Origin of the sequence: Paraburkholderia polaris (assembly GCF_012927345.1) — a bacterium.
In the GTDB taxonomy this organism is placed as follows: Bacteria; Pseudomonadota; Gammaproteobacteria; order Burkholderiales; family Burkholderiaceae; genus Paraburkholderia; species Paraburkholderia polaris.
In genome coordinates this window covers 1-18499 of the sequence record NZ_JABBGJ010000084.1, presented here as the reverse complement: position 1 = coordinate 18499, position 18499 = coordinate 1, and the positions used below count along the sequence as shown (strand labels likewise).

14 protein-coding genes and 2 rRNA genes are annotated in these 18499 nt (G+C 59.7%); 10 read left to right on the top strand and 6 right to left on the bottom strand.

Annotated elements, in window-relative coordinates:
* Together HHL24_RS41770 and rrf are read left to right on the top strand one after the other, a co-directional pair.
* Positions 1-167, top strand: a 23S ribosomal RNA gene (locus tag HHL24_RS41770); the annotation flags it as partial.
* A gap of 219 nt (positions 168-386) precedes the next feature.
* Positions 387-499 (top strand): 5S ribosomal RNA (gene rrf, locus HHL24_RS41765).
* 226 nt (positions 500-725) lie between these two features.
* On the opposite strand, the gene HHL24_RS41760 is transcribed toward rrf, so the two are convergent.
* The 3 genes from HHL24_RS41760 to HHL24_RS41750 all read right to left on the bottom strand — a co-directional run bounded on the left by HHL24_RS41760 (position 726) and on the right by HHL24_RS41750 (position 5312).
* Positions 726-1802 carry a lipocalin-like domain-containing protein gene (locus HHL24_RS41760; protein WP_169491106.1) on the bottom strand — a complete coding sequence of 359 codons (1077 nt, stop codon included), beginning with the start codon at positions 1800-1802 and terminating at the stop codon, positions 726-728.
* 200 nt (positions 1803-2002) lie between these two features.
* Positions 2003-4576: an FtsX-like permease family protein gene (locus HHL24_RS41755; RefSeq protein ID WP_169491105.1), complete on the bottom strand. Its 2574-nt coding sequence runs from the start codon at positions 4574-4576 to the stop codon at positions 2003-2005.
* Entirely contained in the window at positions 4563-5312 is a 750-nt protein-coding gene (locus HHL24_RS41750; RefSeq protein ID WP_169491104.1) for an ABC transporter ATP-binding protein, read from the bottom strand. Before HHL24_RS41750 ends, HHL24_RS41755 begins: the two co-directional genes overlap by 14 nt.
* A 687-nt stretch (positions 5313-5999) precedes the next feature.
* Between HHL24_RS41750 and HHL24_RS41745 the strand changes: the two genes are divergently transcribed.
* From HHL24_RS41745 to cyoD, 5 genes are all read left to right on the top strand, one after another.
* Positions 6000-7559, top strand: a complete 1560-nt coding sequence (locus tag HHL24_RS41745; RefSeq protein ID WP_169491103.1) for an NADH-quinone oxidoreductase subunit M — start codon at positions 6000-6002, stop codon at positions 7557-7559.
* Between the two features lie 372 nt (positions 7560-7931).
* Entirely contained in the window at positions 7932-8831 is a 900-nt protein-coding gene (cyoA, locus tag HHL24_RS41740) for a ubiquinol oxidase subunit II (RefSeq protein WP_169491102.1), read from the top strand.
* Between the two features lie 3 nt (positions 8832-8834).
* Positions 8835-10859, top strand: coding sequence for a cytochrome o ubiquinol oxidase subunit I (gene cyoB, locus HHL24_RS41735; protein ID WP_169491101.1), 2025 nt, complete (start codon positions 8835-8837; stop codon positions 10857-10859).
* A complete protein-coding gene (gene cyoC, locus HHL24_RS41730; RefSeq protein WP_169491100.1) occupies positions 10859-11476 on the top strand; it encodes a cytochrome o ubiquinol oxidase subunit III in 618 nt (205 codons plus the stop codon). Before cyoB ends, cyoC begins: the two co-directional genes overlap by 1 nt.
* Positions 11477-11818, top strand: a complete 342-nt coding sequence (cyoD, locus tag HHL24_RS41725) for a cytochrome o ubiquinol oxidase subunit IV (RefSeq protein WP_169491099.1) — start codon at positions 11477-11479, stop codon at positions 11816-11818.
* Between the two features lie 93 nt (positions 11819-11911).
* Here cyoD and HHL24_RS41720 read toward each other — a convergent pair whose 3' ends face one another.
* A complete protein-coding gene (locus tag HHL24_RS41720; protein ID WP_169491098.1) occupies positions 11912-12478 on the bottom strand; it encodes an MASE1 domain-containing protein in 567 nt (188 codons plus the stop codon).
* A gap of 99 nt (positions 12479-12577) precedes the next feature.
* Here HHL24_RS41720 and HHL24_RS41715 point away from each other — a divergent pair, with 99 nt between their 5' ends.
* Complete coding sequence (locus HHL24_RS41715) at positions 12578-12925, top strand: winged helix-turn-helix domain-containing protein (RefSeq protein WP_159002849.1); 348 nt, start codon at positions 12578-12580, stop codon at positions 12923-12925.
* Between the two features lie 367 nt (positions 12926-13292).
* Here the strand turns inward: HHL24_RS41715 and HHL24_RS41710 are convergent, their stop codons facing one another.
* Positions 13293-15344, bottom strand: coding sequence for a capsular polysaccharide export protein, LipB/KpsS family (locus tag HHL24_RS41710; RefSeq protein WP_169491097.1), 2052 nt, complete (start codon positions 15342-15344; stop codon positions 13293-13295).
* Entirely contained in the window at positions 15345-16493 is a 1149-nt protein-coding gene (locus tag HHL24_RS41705) for a glycosyltransferase family 4 protein (RefSeq protein ID WP_169491096.1), read from the bottom strand. It abuts the gene before it with no gap.
* 418 nt (positions 16494-16911) lie between these two features.
* Here HHL24_RS41705 and cysC point away from each other — a divergent pair, with 418 nt between their 5' ends.
* Both cysC and HHL24_RS41695 read left to right on the top strand, forming a co-directional pair.
* Positions 16912-17649, top strand: coding sequence for an adenylyl-sulfate kinase (gene cysC, locus HHL24_RS41700; protein ID WP_169491095.1), 738 nt, complete (start codon positions 16912-16914; stop codon positions 17647-17649).
* A 628-nt stretch (positions 17650-18277) separates the two neighbouring features.
* Positions 18278-18499: transposase (locus HHL24_RS41695; protein WP_169491094.1), on the top strand; the 222-nt coding region annotated here is incomplete at its 3' end.

Below are 18499 nucleotides of genomic sequence, written 5' to 3'. Positions count from 1 at the left end.
ATAACCGCTGAAAGCATCTAAGCGGGAAACTCGCCTTAAGATGAGATATCCCCGGGGCTTCGAGCCCCTTGAAGGGTCGTTCAAGACCAGGACGTTGATAGGTCAGGTGTGGAAGCGCAGTAATGCGTTAAGCTAACTGATACTAATTGCCCGTAAGGCTTGATCCTATAACCGGTGTGTTTTACGCAATGAGTTAGCGCTTTAGCGCTTACTCAGAGCCACCCCCGAAAGGGGGTAGCACGTGACGGTTGAGATCAGTGTTGTGCCAGAAACAACACAACCCCAACAGCTTTACCCCTCTGGTGAGCATCACCAGAAACTACTTCTTCCAGATTGGTTGTGTTGGCCCGGGGTTCAAACCCCACCCAGCACGACAACAAGTCATGCCTGATGACCATAGCGAGTCGGTCCCACCCCTTCCCATCCCGAACAGGACCGTGAAACGACTCCACGCCGATGATAGTGCGGATTCCCGTGTGAAAGTAGGTAATCGTCAGGCTCCCCAGCAGCAGGCAAAAACCCCACCCGAAAAGGTGGGGTTTTTGCGTTTGCGGCCGCAAAAAGCGGGTGCAGAACGATGCTTCGCCTCCAACCGTGCCATCACGACTGCGATAGCTCGTTCACGCTGGGACTTCGTCCGGGCGTCTGTCAGTCACGATGCCCGAAGCTGGTCGTCGTCGTCGTCGCCGCGCGACTTTCGCCGATGCACTCCAATTCTTCCGGCGTTACTCCTTCCCGACCCGGATCGCGTTCCCATAACCCGTCAGCTCCAGATAAGCCCGTCCGACGTCCGCGCCATCGCGCCTCACACGCACGGCACCTTCCCAATAAACTGCGCCGGTCGATTGGCGGGAATCGAGTTCCTGGTCATCCATCAACGGATCGAGGCGCCATGTAAGCGCGCCGGTTTTGACCATCATCGAGACGGGATACGCGGTGTTCGTGCGCGGCGAGCGCCATGTTCGAACTGACGTAAAGTCGACCTGATCGCGGCCAAACGTCTTCACCTGACCGTCGCGACTTCTCAGTGCTGCGTGTGCCCATACCGCGTGTCCATCGCGACTGCGGACCTTGAAAGCCATCAAGGCCGAGCCATCCGTCAGGTTGGCGCCGAGCCAATCCCATCCGACCGCGTCGGTATGGAGCAGCGTGCTCGACCATTCGTGATCGAGCCACGCCGCGCCGGTAACGGCTGTTTCGCCCGCCGATTTGCTGCCTGCCGCGATCGGTCGAACGACGCTGCCGGTTACGCGCAATTGCGGCTCGCTGTAGTAATAGCTCGCCTGCTCGGGCCGCGGACCTTTGCGGGAGTAACCGCGTTCGCCCTGGACCAGGGGCGCTTGTGTCGGCGTCAGGGCGAGGTGCAGCGCGAATCCGTTTGCGTCTACCGTAACGTCGTAGTGGCCGTCGGCGGCACGGATGATTTTCCATGCGTCGAGTTTGACGTCGGTATTGTCCGGCTTCGCATACGCTAGCCCGAAGCCTTGGCGGGCAATGCGCTGATCGTGAGTAAGATGACCGAGTGCAGGATCGCTTAACGCGGCATGGGCAATGATCAATTGCGACGGTGCGAACGCACTCGGATCGGCCGCATCGTGGCCAGTTGCGGAGCGGAAGAAGGTGATCTGGAAACCGAGCGGTTGATTGTCCCGTGTAGTGAGCCAACCTGTCGCGTACCACCATTCGGTGCGAAAAGCCGGGTGTGAGCCGGTGTCTTGCGGAAGGACGATTGGATGATCCTGCGTGACCGTTGCGAACTCGGGCGTCGCCGCGAACGCCGGCACGGTAGCCATCAAACCCATGCAAAGCAACGCCGCATGAATCGTAGCGCTCAGTCTCCGTGCACTCGCAACGCGGGGCAGCGCAGCCGCTGACTTGCGTGGAATGCTGTGCGCCAGACCGATGCGACCGGCTGGATAAGGGCGCACCATCGCCTGATATGTCGATCCATGCGCCGCCTCATACGCTGCCTCCTGCACGACATCACGCGGCAATCCCCCCATCACCAATCCTCCTTCACCGCGCGCACCGCATCCACCGACACCGCGCCTCGTCCCGCAATCACCGCCGTCGAACACGACGAAGCCAGCATCACCAACGCCACCGTGCCGAGCACCGTCCATGGAACGTGCAGCGACATGCTCCAATGAAACGACTGCGGATTGACGACGAACACAAGGATTAGACTGATCGCGAATCCGAGAACGAAGCCCATCGCGATACCGCAGGCGGTGAGCATTCCGCCTTCGAGTGCGAGAATCGCGAGAACCTGCGAGCGGGTCACGCCCACATGCCGCAGCATGCCGAACTCACGGGCCCGCGCGAGTGTCTGCGCGGAAAATGTCGCCGCGACGCCGAACAGGCCGATTACGATCGCGACCCCCTCGAGAAGATAAGTGACGGCAAAACTTCGATCGAAAATAACCAGCGTACGCGCGCGGATTTCACCCGGTTGCGACAGGTCTAGCGATGCACCGAAGGGTAGCGCACGCAGGCCGGCAGTCACGCGTTCGACGCTCGTTCCCGGTTGAACGGTGACGCCCACATCCGTCGCGCCTGTGTCGCCGGTTAGGCGCCGGTAATCTGCAAGCCGTATCTGGATCGCGCCGGTCTGACGCACGTAATCACGCCAGATGCCGGCCACCACGAACACGTGACCGCGCTCGCCGAGCGGCAATTGCACGCGCTGGCCGAGCTTATATCCATACAGATCGACCATTGCTTCGGATACCCAAACAGGTGTCTCGCCCTCGTGCAATGCGGAAGGAGGCAACACCGGCCCGGTCATCTGCAGATTCGCGCCGGGATCGGCGGCGTCGATTTCACGTGCGAGCACGGCAACGTCCGGCCGTGCAGGGTCGAGCGTCAGATGCGAGGTGCGAGCGAACGCGGCGGTCTTGATGCCGGGCACTCGGCCCAGCAAAGTCTGTTCGTCGGGACGCAAGCCACCGGTGTCGCCGTTCGGCGCCACGCGAACGTACAGATCGGCCGAGAGCAGGTGGCCCAACCAGTCTTCGACAGAAACGCGGAAGCTCGCCACCATGATCGCCATCGCGACGATCAGCGCAAAGCTCGACAACACGCCGCCCATTGCAATCGACGCGTGCCCTGGCGCATTCGCAAGGCGCGCCAATGCCAACGTGCTCGCCGCGCCGGCGCGATGCCGCGCGCCGAGCGCACGGCTCGCGGCACCAAAGATCAAAGCGGTCACGCGCGGCATCAGCGCAATCCCGCCGACCAGCAACAGCGCAACGGCCAGATAGCCGCCGATAGGCGCATCAAACAACGGCGGCACCTGCGTGAGTACGACAGCAACCAGCAGACATGCCAAAGCGGGCCACGGCGTAGCGAGCCGCGCCAGCGCACCTTCTTCGGCGCCGGCTTTGAGCGCCGCTGCGGGTCGCGCACGCGCCGCCTCCAATGCGGGGGCAAGACTGCCTAATACCGACACAGCGATGCCGAGCGCCAGAAATAGCGCAGTTGCCAGCGGTTCGAAGCCAACGTGCGGTTGCACGCCAGGAAAGTAGCCGCCGCCCAGATCGCTGCCGAAAAAACGCAACGCGCCGCTCGCCAGCGCATAGCCGAGCGCGAGTCCGGATAGCGAACCAAGCAGGCCGAGCAGCGCACCTTCTAACAAGATCTGGCGCAACAACTGGCCACGTGTCAGTCCAAGCACGCGCAGCATCGCGAACTGTGAGCGGCGCCGCACAACACCCAGCGCCTGCGTCGAAAACACGAGGAAGGCGCCGGTGAAAAGCGCCACCAGCGCGAGCACGTTCATATTGATCCGATAGGCACGCGACAGACGGTCGGTACGGCTTTCGGCATCGCGCGTCTCGGAGATCACCCACCGGCTACCGAGCCGCGCTTGCAGTTCTCGCTTGAAGCGTTCGCGATCGACACCGCGTTCGAGTTGCACGTCGATGCGCGAGAGCTTGCCCACCTTGCCGAACTTCCACTGAGCGGCGGCAATATCCATCACCGCGAGCCGCTGTCCCGGCCGCGTTCTGACGAGACCGCCGGCCACGCGAAAGTGCACGATCGAGGTGCCGTTTTGCAGTGCCACGTCATCGCCGATCTTCACCTTCAACCATTGCTGCGCCGCCGCCGAGAGAAACACCGTATCAGCCGCGAGCGTATCGAACGGCCGCTCCGGAGACGGCACGCCGACCAGGTCAGGCGCAATCCGGCTTGCCTTGAAGACGTCGATGCCGAGCACGGGCAGCGCGGCGCTCTGATTTGGCACGGTGACATCGAGAGCGAGTACGGGACTCGCCAGCGCCACACCGGGCTCAGTCGATAAACGCGGATAGATGGACTCGTCGAATAAAGGCTGTGCTCCGCGTACCTGCAGATCGGCCTCGCCCGAGAGGCTGCGTGCCGCCGCCGAGAATTCGTTGAAGGCCGCGCTGTTGATCAATTGAACGGCGTAGCCAAGCGCGACGCCGAGCGCGATCGTTGCGATCGCAACCAGTGCGCGTCCGCGGTGACTGCGCCACTCTGCGCCCAACAACCAACGCGCGAGCATGCGATGACCTCGCATTCGCTGAAGTAGGCGTGGGTCAGCGTGCATCATCAGCTGAACGCGCTGTGGATCGAGAGCCGGGGGGCGAGCCGGCAAAGGCGTTGCGTCCGGACGATGCGTGCAGACCGCCGTCGCTCAGAATCAGGATTCGGTCCGCCACTGCCGCGGCTGCCTCCGAGTGCGTAACCATGATGGTGGCCGCACCGGTTGCCTTGCTTTGTGCGCGGAACAGGCCGAGCACGTCGTGTGCGGTATCGGGATCGAGGTTGCCGGTGGGTTCGTCGGCGAGAATCAGTTTCGGGCGATGCACGAGCGCCCGCGCAATGGCGACGCGTTGCAACTCGCCGCCCGACAGTTGCCGCGGGAAATCATCGCCACGGCCGCCCAGGCCGACGGCCGCGAGCATATCGAGCGCGCCGGCCGTGGGCAGGTCGTTTAGCAGCAGCGGCAGAGCGACATTCTGCGCAAGTGTCAGATGGGGCAGTACGTGAAACGCCTGGAACACGAAGCCCAGTTTTTTCCGGCGCAAACGCGTTGCTGCGTTGTCATCCAGGCGCGAGACGGCGCTGCCGTCGATGATCACGTCGCCGCTGTCCGCGCTGTCGAGCCCCGCAATGAGATTCAGCAGCGTCGATTTGCCGACGCCGGAGTCACCCATGATCGCGACGAATTCACCTGGCGCGAGCGTGAAATCGAGGTGTGCCAGCACGATGCGGCCGGCGCCGTAGGTCTTGCCAAGCTCGCGGCATTCGAGTGCCGGAACGACACCTTCATTACGAAGCACCATGCGATATCCGATAAGTCTGGCCGGTGAGGGCCGCGTCCAACCGTGCGAAGAAACTAGCGTGCTGCGCACGAGCGTCGGCCCCTGAACCGCCGAAGTATATTCGGGTTCTGTAAGGCTCGCAGGCGCATGCCGCGATTGCCTGATACCCATCTGAAAGCAGACGGGCGAGTGGATCGCACAGGTCTTTTCGCGCGCGCACCGACGTTTCTTTAGAGTGCCGGATCAAAAAAATTTTCTGCTCGCAGACGCGCTAAATTTTTGCTGGCCGCTCGAAATCGGCCTTGATGGTGCGTCATGCACTTGCATGAACCATTCCAGTGCAAGTGTTGCGTGGAAGTGTTCGTGCAAGAGTGGCTAACCGCCCGCCAACTTCTTGCTTTTACGTGCAAAAAACACCGCGGACATCCTGTCTGAATGAGTTTGTGCGCCTGCACATTTTTCGGCATTTCGCAAGGGCAGGCGTGGCAACAATGCATTGCCAATGGCGTTACAGCATTGTTGCGCTGCAAAAGTATTCTTATCTTGGTAATCTCCCACCCTTGGTTATTCGACTGCGGGTAAACGTGGAGCGGACAGCATCGCTTCATTGTCAATTTCGGCGAAATCCAGCCTACATATCCATTTCAATGCTTTCGATTTTGAAGGTGTTGGAGCGGCGTTTTGTATTTCAAGTTTTCAACAGAACACATGTCACAGCCTCCGCTTCTTAGCCTACTCATCTGGATCCCTATTGTCGCCGGCCTGGTGGTTTTGCGTGCCGGATCTGACGCGGCACGTAGTCGCACGCGATGGCTCGCGCTGATCGGCGCGGTAGCGGGTTTCCTGCCGGTGATTCCGCTCGTGTCGAACTTCCGCAACGACGTGACGTCGATGCAGTTCGTAGAGAACGTCCGCTGGTCGCCTACGTTCGATATTGCGTGGCATGTGGGGGTGGATGGGATTTCGCTGTGGCTCGTCGCACTGACCGCGCTGACTACGATCATCATCGTGGTCGCTTCGTGGGAGTCGATCACCCAGCGCGCCGCGCAGTACTTCGGCGCGTTCCTGATGCTGTCAGGTTTCATGCAGGGCGTGTTCACCTCGATGGACGGCATGCTGTTCTTCATCTCGTTCGAAGCGACGCTGATTCCGTTGTATCTGCTGATCGGTACGTGGGGCAATTCGAACCGCTCGTATGCCGCGGTGAAGTTCTTCTTCGTCTCGTTCCTCGGCTCGCTGATGATGCTGATGTCGATGCTGTACCTGTACGGCCAGACGCACAGCTTCGATCTCGCGCTGTGGCGTGAAACGCACCTCGGCACGTGGCCGCAGGTTTTGATCTTCCTCGGCTTCCTCGCTGCGTTCGGTGTGAAGGTGCCGATGTGGCCGCTGCATACGTGGCTGCCGGACGTCCACCTCGACGGCCCGACCGGCGCCGCCGTGATGATCGGTATGCTCAAGCTGGGCGGCTACGGTCTGCTGCGTTTCGCGCTGCCGATCGCTCCGCAGGCCAGCCATTTCTTCGCGCCGATGATTATCACGCTGTCGCTGATCGCGGTGATCTATTCGAGCCTGCTGGCACTCGTGCAGACCGACATGCGCCGCTTGCTCGCGTATTCGACGATCGCGCATATGGGTCTCGTGACACTCGGCCTGTTCGTCTTCAACCGCATCGGCCAGGCCGGCGCAATCGTGCAGATGCTGTCGTACGGTGTGGTTTCCGGCGCGATGCTGCTGTGCACGGGCATGCTCTACGACCGCACGAAGACCGCTTCGATCGCCGAATACGGCGGCGTCGCCAATACGATGCCGCGCTTCGCCGCGTTCGTGATGCTGTTCTCGATGGCCAATATCGGCCTGCCGGGCACCTCGGGTTTTGTCGGCGAGTTCATGGTGTTGATGGGCGCGATCCGCTTCAATTTCTGGATCGGCGCAATCGCGGCCACCACGTTGGTTCTGAGCGCGGCCTACACGCTGTGGATGTACAAGCGCGTGATTTTCGGCGCGATTGCCAACGCACGTGTCGCCAAGCTGCAGGACCTCGGCAAGCGCGAGTTCGTGTTGCTCGGCGCGATGGCTTTGCTGGTGCTGGCCATCGGTGTCAATCCGAAGCCGTTCACCGATGCGATCGACCCGTCGGTTGGTACGCTGCTGGCTCAATCGGAACGAAGCGCACATCCTTCGGACTCCGCACCGGCTGACGGTGACGAGCACCTGCAGGCGGCGGCGCCTGCTGCCGTCGCCGTCGCGGCACACACGCCGGGCTGATCGAAACAAAGCGCAGCGCAGGTGCAGCATTCGTCGCACGGGTGCTGCCTTTGCTGACGCGTTTTTTCGCATCGACACTCGTCCATTTTCGAGCATCTGGCGCGGCGCAACCATTCAGGTTGCGCCGCGTTTTAGCGCTTATTTAATGGGACTTTCGTGATCGGGCGGCTCCGCCAGTACTTTGCAATAGGGCATTGCAGACCCTCGCGAGCGCGCTGGCGTGCGGCAACGTGTCGCACAGTGTTGCGACGCAATAGATCGTTGCTAAATCGAGTGTTTATATCTACTTGACGACCCCCTATTATGCGATCGCTTACTAAGGGAGAGCGGTCGAATGACGTTCGTTGAAGTCGTAAAAGAAAGGCAATGGATATGAAAGGAAAGACTCTGCGAGGGTCGACAAGTTTCCTTTCTGCCGGCCTCGTGTTGTTGCTCTCGGGTTGCAGCAACCTCGATATTTTGAATCCGAAGGGGAGTGTGGGTCTGGCCGAACGTGAGCTGATTGCCACGTCGACCTGGGCCATGCTGATCGTGGTCGTTCCGGTTATCGCGCTCACGCTGCTGTTCGCATGGCGCTATCGCGCGTCGAACAAGAATGCCGAATACCGTCCGGGCTGGGTGCATTCGACCGGTATCGAAATCGCCATCTGGACGATTCCGACGTTGATCATTCTGTTCCTCGCCGTGCTGACGTGGAAGAGCACGCACGAGCTCGATCCGTATAAGCCGCTTGAGTCGCAGGTGAAGCCGATCAACGTCGAAGTCGTCGCACTCGACTGGAAGTGGCTCTTCATCTATCCCGACCTTGGCATTGCATCGGTGAACCAGCTGGCGTTCCCGGTCGGCACGCCGGTGAACTTTGTCATCACGTCCGACACGGTGATGAACTCCTTCTTCATTCCGCAACTCGGCGGCCAGATCTACGCGATGGCGGGTATGCAAACGCGTCTGCATCTGATCGCTGACGAAGCCGGCAACTACGCAGGCACCGCGGCGAATTTCAGCGGCAAGGGTTTCTCGGACATGAAGTTCCGCGCACTCGCCACGTCGCCTGAAGAGTTCAATGCGTGGGTCGCCAAGGTACGCGCCTCGTCCGACCGTCTCAGCATGGACCGCTATCACGCGATGTCGGCGCCTACGGAGAAGGAGCCGGTGCGCTACTTCTCGTCGGTCGATCCGAAGCTCTTTCACAACATCATTGCCCGATACAACAACGGTAACGTCATGGACAACATGAAAGACGCTAACTGTGCGCCTAAGGGTAAGGGGTAAGGCATGTTCGGAAAACTCTCACTAGACTCGATTCCGTACCACGAGCCGATCATCATGGTGACGGCTGCCGGGATCGCCCTCGGCGGTGCGCTCGTTCTGGGCCTGATCACCTATTTTGGCAAGTGGCGCTACCTGTGGACCGAATGGTTCACATCGGTCGACCACAAGAAGCTGGGCGTGATGTACATCGTGGTTGCGCTCATCATGCTGTTCCGCGGCTTTGCGGACGCGATCATGATGCGTACCCAGCTAGCGCTGTCGTATAACGCGCCAGGCTTCTTGCCGCCGCACCATTACGACCAGATCTTTACCGCGCACGGCGTCATCATGATTTTCTTCATGGCGATGGCGTTCATGGTCGGCCTGATGAACATCATCGTGCCGTTGCAGATCGGTGCCCGCGACGTTGCGTTCCCGTTCCTCAACTCGTTGAGCTTCTGGATGACCGCGATCAGCGCGATCCTGATCAACATCTCGCTGGTGATCGGTGAATTCGCGCAAACGGGCTGGCTGGCTTATCCGCCACTTTCCGAATTGCAGTTCAGTCCAGGTGTCGGGGTCGATTATTACCTGTGGAGTCTGCAGCTCTCCGGTATCGGCACGTTGCTGACTGGCGTGAACTTCTTCGTGACCATCGTCAAGATGCGCGCGCCGGGCATGTCGTTCATGAAGATGCCGGTGTTCACGTGGACCGCGCTGTGCACGAACGTGCTGATCATGGCCGCATTTCCGATCCTGACCGTCACGCTCGCGCTGCTCGGTCTGGACCGCTACCTCGGCATGCACTTCTTCACCAACGACGGCGGCGGTAACGCCATGCTGTACCTGAACCTGATCTGGGCATGGGGTCACCCTGAGGTGTACATCCTGATCCTGCCGGCGTTCGGTATCTTCTCGGAAGTCGTGGCTACGTTCGCCAAGAAGCCGCTGTTCGGCTACAAGACGATGGTGTGGGCAACCTGCGCGATCATGGTGCTGTCGTTCCTCGTGTGGCTGCACCACTTCTTCACGATGGGTTCGGGCGCTGACGTCAACGCGTTCTTCGGTATCGCGACGATGGTCATTGCTATTCCGACCGGCGTGAAAGTGTTCAACTGGCTGTTCACGATCTACAAGGGCCGTCTGCAGTTCACGACGCCGATCCTGTGGACCCTCGGCTTCATGGTCACCTTCACGATCGGCGGTATGACCGGCGTGATGATGGCGATTCCGGGCGCGGACTTCGTGCTGCACAACAGCCTGTTCCTGATCGCTCACTTCCACAACGTGATTATTGGTGGTGTGCTGTTCGGCTACCTGGCTGGTTTCAACTACTGGTTCCCGAAGGCGTTCGGCTTCAAGCTGAATGAGAAGTGGGGCAAAGCGTCGTTCTGGTTCTGGCAGATCGGTTTCTGGGTTGCGTTCACGCCGTTGTACGTACTGGGCTTCATGGGCATGACGCGTCGTCTGAATCACTATGACAATCCGGCTTGGCATCCGTGGCTGATGTTCGCGTGGGTCGGTGCTGTGCTGATCGCCATCGGTATCGCTTGCCAGGTGCTGCAACTGGTCGTCAGCATCCGCGACCGCAACCTGCCGCAAAACCGCGACGTCACGGGCGATCCGTGGGACGGTCACACGCTGGAATGGGCAACGAGCTCGCCGCCGGCGTCGTACAACTTCGCGATCATTCCGGACGTGCGTGAACTGGACGCATTCGCTGAAATGAAGTTGCGCAAGAATCAGCCGAAGCCGGTGTATCGCGACATTCACATGCCGTCGAACACGTCCGCGGGTCTGGTTGTGGCGATGTTCTCGCTGGTGCTGGGTTTTGCCGCTGTGTGGCACATCTGGTGGCTCGCGATTGTTGGTCTGGTCGGCTCGATCGGTACTGTGATCATTTACAGCTTCCAGAAGAACGAAGGCTTTTACATCCCGGCCGCCACGGTGGCGGCGATTGAAGGAAAACGCTCCGGCTCCGGTGCGCAGGTCGCGATTGAAGAAAAACGCGCCGGCGCCGATGCGCAGGTCGCGTTGGAGGTGGATTGATGTCAAACAACACTCTTGCGGCGGTCTCGCATCATCACGATGCGCATCATGCCGATCACCCGCCGTCGCATTCGGTATTCGGCTTCTGGCTGTACCTGATGACGGACTGCATCATCTTCGCGTCGCTGTTTGCGGTGTTCGCGGTGATGCAGCACCAGTACGCGGGCGGTCCGAGCGGTAAGGATCTGTTCGAGATCCCGGGTGTCGCGCTCGAAACGACGATGCTGCTGCTGAGCAGCATCACGTACGGCTTCGCGATGTTGGGCGCGCATAGGAACAAGAAGGGCGTGCTGCTTTTCTGGCTCGGTGTGACGTTCCTACTGGGTCTTGCGTTCCTCGTGCTGGAAATGCGCGAGTTCTCGCACCTGATCGCAGAGGGCGCAGGCCCGAGCCGTAGCGCGTTCCTGTCGTCGTTCTTTACGCTGGTCGGTACGCACGGTTTGCACGTGACGTGCGGCCTGATCTGGATGGTGGTGCTCGCCATTCAGGTGATGCGTCACCGCGATCTGACCGAACGCGACATGATTCGCCTGACGTGCCTGAGCCTTTTCTGGCACTTTCTGGACGTCGTGTGGATCGGCGTCTTCACCTTTGTCTATCTTGCGAGCGTGATTTAAATGGACCATAGCGATCACTCACATTTGACGCACTCGGGTGAAAGTCACGGCAGCATCGGCAGTTATGCGATGGGTTTCATCCTGTCGGTCATCCTGACTGTCGCGGCATTTGGCCTCGTCATGAACGGGACCCTGACGGGCGAGAACGCGCTGCTCGCCATCGCGGGTCTCGCGCTCGTGCAGATCGTCGTGCACCTGGTTTTCTTCCTGCACATGAATACGTCGTCGGCACAGCGTTGGAACGTCATGGCGTTCGGCTTTACGGTGCTCACGGCCGTGATTCTGATCGTCGGGTCATTGTGGATCATGCATAACGTCAGCATGCACATGATGTCGCGATAAGCGGAAAACGTAGCTGGTTGGTACAAGGCCCCGCAAGATGAAAGTCTTGCGGGGCTTTTCTTATGTGTTTCAGGCTTGGCGTTGCCCGCTATTTCAGGTGCCGTCGCGCAACGGCGCAACGCTGCGTTTGGGCAGCAGCGCTAGCAGCAGTTTCATCGTGTAGATGATGATCAACGTGCCGAGCAGATCGCCGACGAACATAGCGAGAAACCGGTTGAAGATGTCCTGCGTATCGCCGCGCAGAAAGAACCAGACGTGATGCAGGAGCGGGCTGGCAATCGAGTACGCCAGCACCAGTATGAGCAAGCGCTTGGCCGTGAGATTGCTGAGCGACGCCCGCAATCCGTAGATTTCCTGCGCAAGTCGGTAAACGGCATAGGGCGCGACGGTCGCGATGATGCCACCCACGAAGGAACGCAGCGCGTCATTCGGGAAGAAGTAAAAGAAATTGACCAGCCAGCTTGCGAGCAGCAGACCAAGCGCACCGTCGCCACCCAATAGCAAGGTTGCGAGCAAGCGGATCCCCGCCGGCAGATAGATCCAGTTCACGCCACGCACGAATTCGCTGTGCGTAAAAATTTCCTGATTGACCCAGAGCGTGAAGATGAACACCACTGCGGTCCCCACAACCGACAGGAAATGCAAACGTAAGCTTGACATCAAGGTAGTCGAGGTAGAATTGTTGGGCCTGCATTCGTTAACATTGCCATGTTAGCGCACGGTTTTTTCCGTGCGCATAGCTTGCCGGTTAGAGCACACATGACCCGTCCCGCCGATATTTACCTTCGCTTCCTGCAGTTGACCGATGCCTTGCGCGGCTTGCCCTCGCTGCCATCGCTCGACCCGCTGGAAGAGCGCATTCTGGCGCTGGTAGCGCGGGCTAGCCAGACGCGTGAGCGGCTGTCGGTCAGAGACATGATGGCTAAAAGCGAGCTCGGTTCGCCGGCCATGCTGCACGCGCGGTTGAAGTCGATGCGGGAGAAGGGGTGGATCAGTCTTGCCGATACCGAGGACGCGCGGCGTAAGCAGATCGAGCTCACGCAGGCGGCGTTGCGGCATTTTGATAAGTTGTCGGAGTGTCTTGTGAAGGCGGCGAAGAACGGTTAGGGCTTCGGGTAGTACGGCCTGATACGACTCGGTCGAGTCGTTAACTGCTTTGCAGCCGCCGCCGATTGGATAGGGCGCCTCCCTTATAAAGAGCCTTAGCGTATACATCGGCGCGCTCGCCAAAAGCTTGAGGAATTTTTTTCGGCAGTCGTCTCGTGGCAGACTACCGCGCTAAAAATAACCTACTTACTACTTCTTTCGTACTTGCGAAGCCCTGCGTAAACCGTTATATTTTTTATAACAAAAAAATAGAACCTGAGAGAAGTAGTGCGGCAACGCGAGAAGACCAGGACCGCCGGGGCGTCATTGTTGGCGCTTCCGGCGGCGCCGCATTTGTTCGGCTAAAAGCCATCATCTGGCCGTTAGTTCACTTCGAGTGAAGAGTGAACCTTTGCCGGAAATGCCATGAAGCATGGCAGATTCCGTTGCGAGTCCAACGAATCGCTTTGCGCAGCGGTCGCATGCGGTTGCCGCGTACTTGTTCGAGCGGCCGTGCTGCCTGCGATGCGAGCTGATCGACCACCGCCTCCGGCGTGGTGAAAAGACGTGTGCGCCAGTCCCAGTAGAGCGGGTAGTGCAGCAGTGCGCCCGCGCACAACATATCCAGCGTAAGTGTTCGATGCCGCCACGGCACTGGTGCGAGCGCGTCATGCGTCAATCCCCAGCCTGCATAGAAAGGCAGTCCGTAGGTGAAGACGGCTTTGCCGCGCAACAGTGCGTCGAAGCCTGCGAGGGACGACAACGTGTGCACTTCGTCCGCTACGTCGACGAGCGACAGCAAGTCTGCTTCAGTGTCGACAACATCCGCCAGCTGTTGTGCGTCGATCAGTCCGTTGCGATTGCCCGATAGCACATCCGGGTGCGGCTTATAGACCACGAACGCATCTGGACGGAGTCTGCGTACTTCGCGCAGCAGCGCGTCGGCCGTGCCGATGGCGCGCGTGCCGAGACGGATCGATGCGTCGTCGGCGACCTGGCCTGGGACCAGTACGACTTGCTTGCCTTCCGGTGCGCTCCACGCCGGGCGGCGTCGGCCCAGGTTGTATTTGGTGACACCGAGCTTCACGACCTGATCGCGCAGCGCCGCGGCGCGTGCCAGTTCGGCCGCGCTGAATTCGGTTTCGTTGAGCAGCACGCTGAGATCGCTCGGCTGGCTCGCATCGAAATAGAGGCCGCGGCGGTCGATCACTTGACTGCGCGGCGCGATCATGTCGGAGCCTAGACCTGTCGAATGAAAGAAACCGTCTTCGATTCTGACGCGGCGGACCTCGGGCGCAAGACCTTCCGCACTGCGCGCGCCCCACAGTACTGCGCATTCGCTCGTCTGCACGGACTGCGGCTCGCGCGTCCAGCGTAATGTGGCGCCGCCGGCGCTTACGTACGGCGTCGCAAACGGGCGCTTCCACCATTGAAAGCGTATCCCCGCTACGTGCTGCAAATCTGCGAAACGGTGCCGGACTGCGCGCTGCAACTCAATGCTGTCGAGCAGATCGTCGAGCGTGCCAAGCGCGTGCGTGAACGGATTCAGATAGCGTGTGAGGCGCAGGAAGACCACGTCGAATAATGCGGCGAGCGTGGGGCGTGCACTGCGGTTCGGCAAGTGCAGATCGTCGTCGGTCAATCCCCAGCCCGCGTAATAGGGCGCGCCGAACACGTGTACCGGTAGCCCGGCCAGCAGCGCATGCATGCCCTCCGAGGCGCCTAGCGTGTAGACGTGGTCGACATGAGGCAATGCGGCGCACAGCGATTCGTGATCGGCGAGACGGCGAATGCCGGGCGGCATAGCGCTAACCGACGAAGAAAGCCAGCGCCCCGTGCCATTGTCATCCGAGGGCGCGATCCAGAATTCGGCTTGTGGATGGGCGGAGCGCGCGGCTTGCACCATCCGCATGAAGGTTCGACGGGAGTTGCGAATCGCTATTGCGCCGAGTCCATGAGAACGGGCGCGCTCGTCAATCAGCATGACGCGCGTTAGGCGTTTGGTTTCGAATAGCGCGGCGGGACAGTCAGATTGCGATCGACGTTTTGTCGAGGCATGGCTGCGCACGAGCCTTTGCATCAGTCGCTCGACTTCGGGAGAGGCGCCGACGCTCCGATTGTGCTCGACCGCGACGGTGAGTGCCGAATTGATCGCGATAGCGAAAGCATCGGCGCTAGCATCCGTTATCGGTGCGTTGAACCACGATAACAGGGGCGTGCCGGATACGCCGCGCGACCACACCGGACCCGGCCATGCGGCGCTGACGCGCTTGCCGCAGACGCGGGCGAGGCGCAATGCGAGGCGCCCGAACCATCGATCGATCCACAGATGTTCCGAGCGCCTGGTGAGCCAGCTCATTGAGCGCAATCCGCGCGTGATGTTGCGCAGGTCGATCGCCGGATTCGCCGTAGCTTGCTGTCCCGTGATGCGTTGCTTCATCTAGCGCAGCGTCTCAAGAAAGCCGTCGACATGATCAAAATGCTCCGCCCATGTCGGTTCGCGAAAGCGTTCGATGCGGGTCAATTGTGCGTCGCGCGCCGGGCTGTTGGCTTGGGCATAGGCCTGGATGCTGGCGAGCCAGCCGGGACCGTCGAGTGGGTCGAGATAGTCCGGAATGTCGTCGGCGATTTCGTGAAAGACGTCGAGGTCGCTAGCGAGTACCGGTACTTTGAGTGCGAGGGCTTCGGCGAGTGGCATGCCGTAGCCCTCGACGAATGATGGGAACAGTAGCGCCTGAGCGTGTTGGAGATAAGCGTGAAGCTGCTCGTCGGAGCAGTGCGCTTCTTCTATCACGACGCCTTTTAGGCTTTGGCAGCGCTCCAGCATATCGATGACGTTTTCGCATTCCCAGCCGCGGCGGCCGATCACGACCAGCTTCGGTGTGGCTGTGCCGAGTTGTTCGACGAGACGCCGCCATACGTGCAGGATGAACCAGTGGTTCTTGCGCGGCTCGATGGTGCCGAGCATGACGAAGTAGGGTGAGGGGAGCGGGCGGGGGGCGAGTGGGCGTTGCGTGACGCCGGAGGCGAGGCGTGCGACTACGCTTGGCGGTAGTGACAGATTGGCGTGGTGCGCTTCGGCCGCGAGTGAGTCGAGCGTAGCCTGGGAATTGGTTATCAGACCGCTCGCGTGCTTGAGTGCGGTGTGCATGCGGTGGCGGTGAGTTGCATCGACGCCTGGGCGGCAGTATTCGGCATGCGTCAATGGAATCAGATCGTGGACCATGAAGACGGGGCGAATTTCGCGCGCTGCCATGGCGCGGTAATAACGGCCGAATTCCATCCCGTTGTGACTCGTATGCAACAGCACGCCATTAATTTTTTTTTCTCGCACGCGATTAAGGCAGGCGCGCACGACTAAAGCGCGGATCGCATTTCTATTGCAGACGGATGAGAGAAGCCAAGCAAACGTTTGCTGAGAATCCTTCTCCGTGAGAACCGCGGAAAAACCGCGCTCGCTTAGAATCGCGCGCGCTTCAGAGCCGTACTTTTGAATGTACGCGAGGCCAACGCGGTCGACGCCGGTCGGTAAAAGCCCATCGTAAAGGCGCGTGACAAGACGCGTAACATCCAGAAATATAGTTGACACTGGAGGTGCAGTACGGTTTGTTAATTGTCGCGTAGACTTTTTGGTCTTCGAGTGTGGTGTTTTTTTACAGCGCGCCATTTTACCCGAGCGCGTGAGACAATTCGGGTGGGATGTTTGTAACTTAAGGGTAAGGCATTTGTCTGTAGATTGGCGCGTCAGAATGCATCCGAGACGACGGGGCCAATCGTTGTGGATCGTTTATCGGCGTTCGGTGGCGGGTGCAAATGGGTCTTGCTGATGCTAGGGCATCCTCGCGGGACGGCGCGACAGACAAGCATGTACCGACTCGGGGCGAAAAGTCCGGTCAACCGCCGAGCAGCGATTGATAGTAGAAGCAGGAGATCACCGACGCAGCGGACAGCGGACAGCGGACACATTGCGCGCAAACTATATTGCGCGCACAGATTGTGTCGGGTTTATGCTGTTTCTGATTGGGCCTTGCGCCATTCGGGCGACATGCGCGTCGGGTACCATGAATAATAGATATCTGAGAACGATGGAAACAAGTTACACCAGCTCTGTGGTCCCGACTACCGCCTTGATTACGCAGGCAAATCGGGCGTCGTTGAAGCAACAGCGCCCACTCGTTGTCTGGTTCACGGGCATGTCGGGCGCTGGCAAGTCCACGCTCGCATGCTTACTCGATAAGGAGTTGCACGCCCGCGGCTTTCATACGTTCCTTCTTGATGGTGACAATCTGCGTCTTGGGTTGAACAACGATCTGGGCTTTTCCGATGCCAGCCGGCACGAGAGTATTCGGCGCGCCGCTGAAGTATCGCGATTGATGGTCGATGCAGGCCTGATCGTGATTGCTTCGTTTATCTCCCCGTTTCGGGCAGACAGGGATGCGGCTAGAGCGTTGTTTGCGATTGGGCAATTCTTTGAGGTGCATGTCGATGCGCCGCTTGCGGTCGTTGAGGCTAGGGACACCAAGGGGCTTTATCGAAAGGCGCGGCAAGGCGAGCTTCTCCGATTTACGGGTATCGATTCGCCTTATGAGGTGCCGATTAATCCAGAGTTGCGCGTAAATACGGCCGAGGTTACGCCGTATGAGGCATTGCAGGGAATTCTTGTGTCGATCAGCGCATTGTTGGGGCGCCATGAGGTAGTTGACCATGTGAGCAATTCGAGTGCTGAATTGGCGGGGTGCAGGTAGGTTGGAGAATCAAGCTCACGGTGTGATGTTGTATATGAAACATCGAAATTGATGGCGAGCATCTGTACTTCCTGAGCGCGAACTGCATGCCATAGCTTCCGATGGACGACTGGAACGGAGGCGCCCAAGCGCTTGCACATAAGTGTGACGCCGTCTGTCGTAACGGCGCTGCATCTTCGGTCGCAGCGCTTTCGCAGCGGTCCACCATCATCCAAGTAGGGGCGCGATGCCTAGCGTGCAGGATGAGCCTGTGTTTCTTGCGTAACTCGATGGTGCCGAGCATGCTGAAGTGAGTGCTGGACGGCGGAAGTCGTTTGTTGCGCGAGGCGTTTTCGCGGATGGCCATTGCTCGGTAGTATTGGCCAAATTTCATCCCGTTGTGACTCGTATGCAACAGCGCGCTATTAGCCCCTGTTTCTCGTAGCCGGTTAAGGCAGGCGCGTGATCTACGCGCTTGAGCGTCGCACCGCTGAACTTAGCGAGACCGGCGCGATCCGCGTCAGCAGGCAAGACGCCGCCATGAAGACCAGTGATTTCTGGAAAGATAGCTAAGGAAGGTCTGCAAAAGTCCTGGCATTGACGTGAGCGTGGACTATCCTGGGAGCAGGAGAATTCAAGGAGCGACGTGATGACGCAAATGGATCTCGGCTTGAATCTGTCAACGAAGCGCACGCGCAAGCGCGAGTTTCTCGATGAGATGACACGCGTAGTGCCGTGGCAGAAACTGATTGCGCTCATCGAGCCGCACTATCCTAAGGGCAAGACTGGCCGGCCGCCGTTTCCGATCGCGACGATGCTGCGTATTCACTTCCTTCAGCAGTGGTTCAGTCTCTCGGACCCGGCGATGGAA

Coding starts and splice junctions, on each gene's coding strand:
- HHL24_RS41760 (WP_169491106.1), bottom strand. CDS start 1,802: ATGGGTTTGATGGCTACCGTGCCGGCGTTCGCGGCGACGCCCGAGTTC.
- HHL24_RS41755 (WP_169491105.1), bottom strand. CDS start 4,576: ATGATGCACGCTGACCCACGCCTACTTCAGCGAATGCGAGGTCATCGC.
- HHL24_RS41750 (WP_169491104.1), bottom strand. CDS start 5,312: ATGGTGCTTCGTAATGAAGGTGTCGTTCCGGCACTCGAATGCCGCGAG.
- HHL24_RS41745 (WP_169491103.1), top strand. CDS start 6,000: ATGTCACAGCCTCCGCTTCTTAGCCTACTCATCTGGATCCCTATTGTC.
- cyoA (WP_169491102.1), top strand. CDS start 7,932: ATGAAAGGAAAGACTCTGCGAGGGTCGACAAGTTTCCTTTCTGCCGGC.
- cyoB (WP_169491101.1), top strand. CDS start 8,835: ATGTTCGGAAAACTCTCACTAGACTCGATTCCGTACCACGAGCCGATC.
- cyoC (WP_169491100.1), top strand. CDS start 10,859: ATGTCAAACAACACTCTTGCGGCGGTCTCGCATCATCACGATGCGCAT.
- cyoD (WP_169491099.1), top strand. CDS start 11,477: ATGGACCATAGCGATCACTCACATTTGACGCACTCGGGTGAAAGTCAC.
- HHL24_RS41720 (WP_169491098.1), bottom strand. CDS start 12,478: ATGTCAAGCTTACGTTTGCATTTCCTGTCGGTTGTGGGGACCGCAGTG.
- HHL24_RS41715 (WP_159002849.1), top strand. CDS start 12,578: ATGACCCGTCCCGCCGATATTTACCTTCGCTTCCTGCAGTTGACCGAT.
- HHL24_RS41710 (WP_169491097.1), bottom strand. CDS start 15,344: ATGAAGCAACGCATCACGGGACAGCAAGCTACGGCGAATCCGGCGATC.
- cysC (WP_169491095.1), top strand. CDS start 16,912: ATGCTGTTTCTGATTGGGCCTTGCGCCATTCGGGCGACATGCGCGTCG.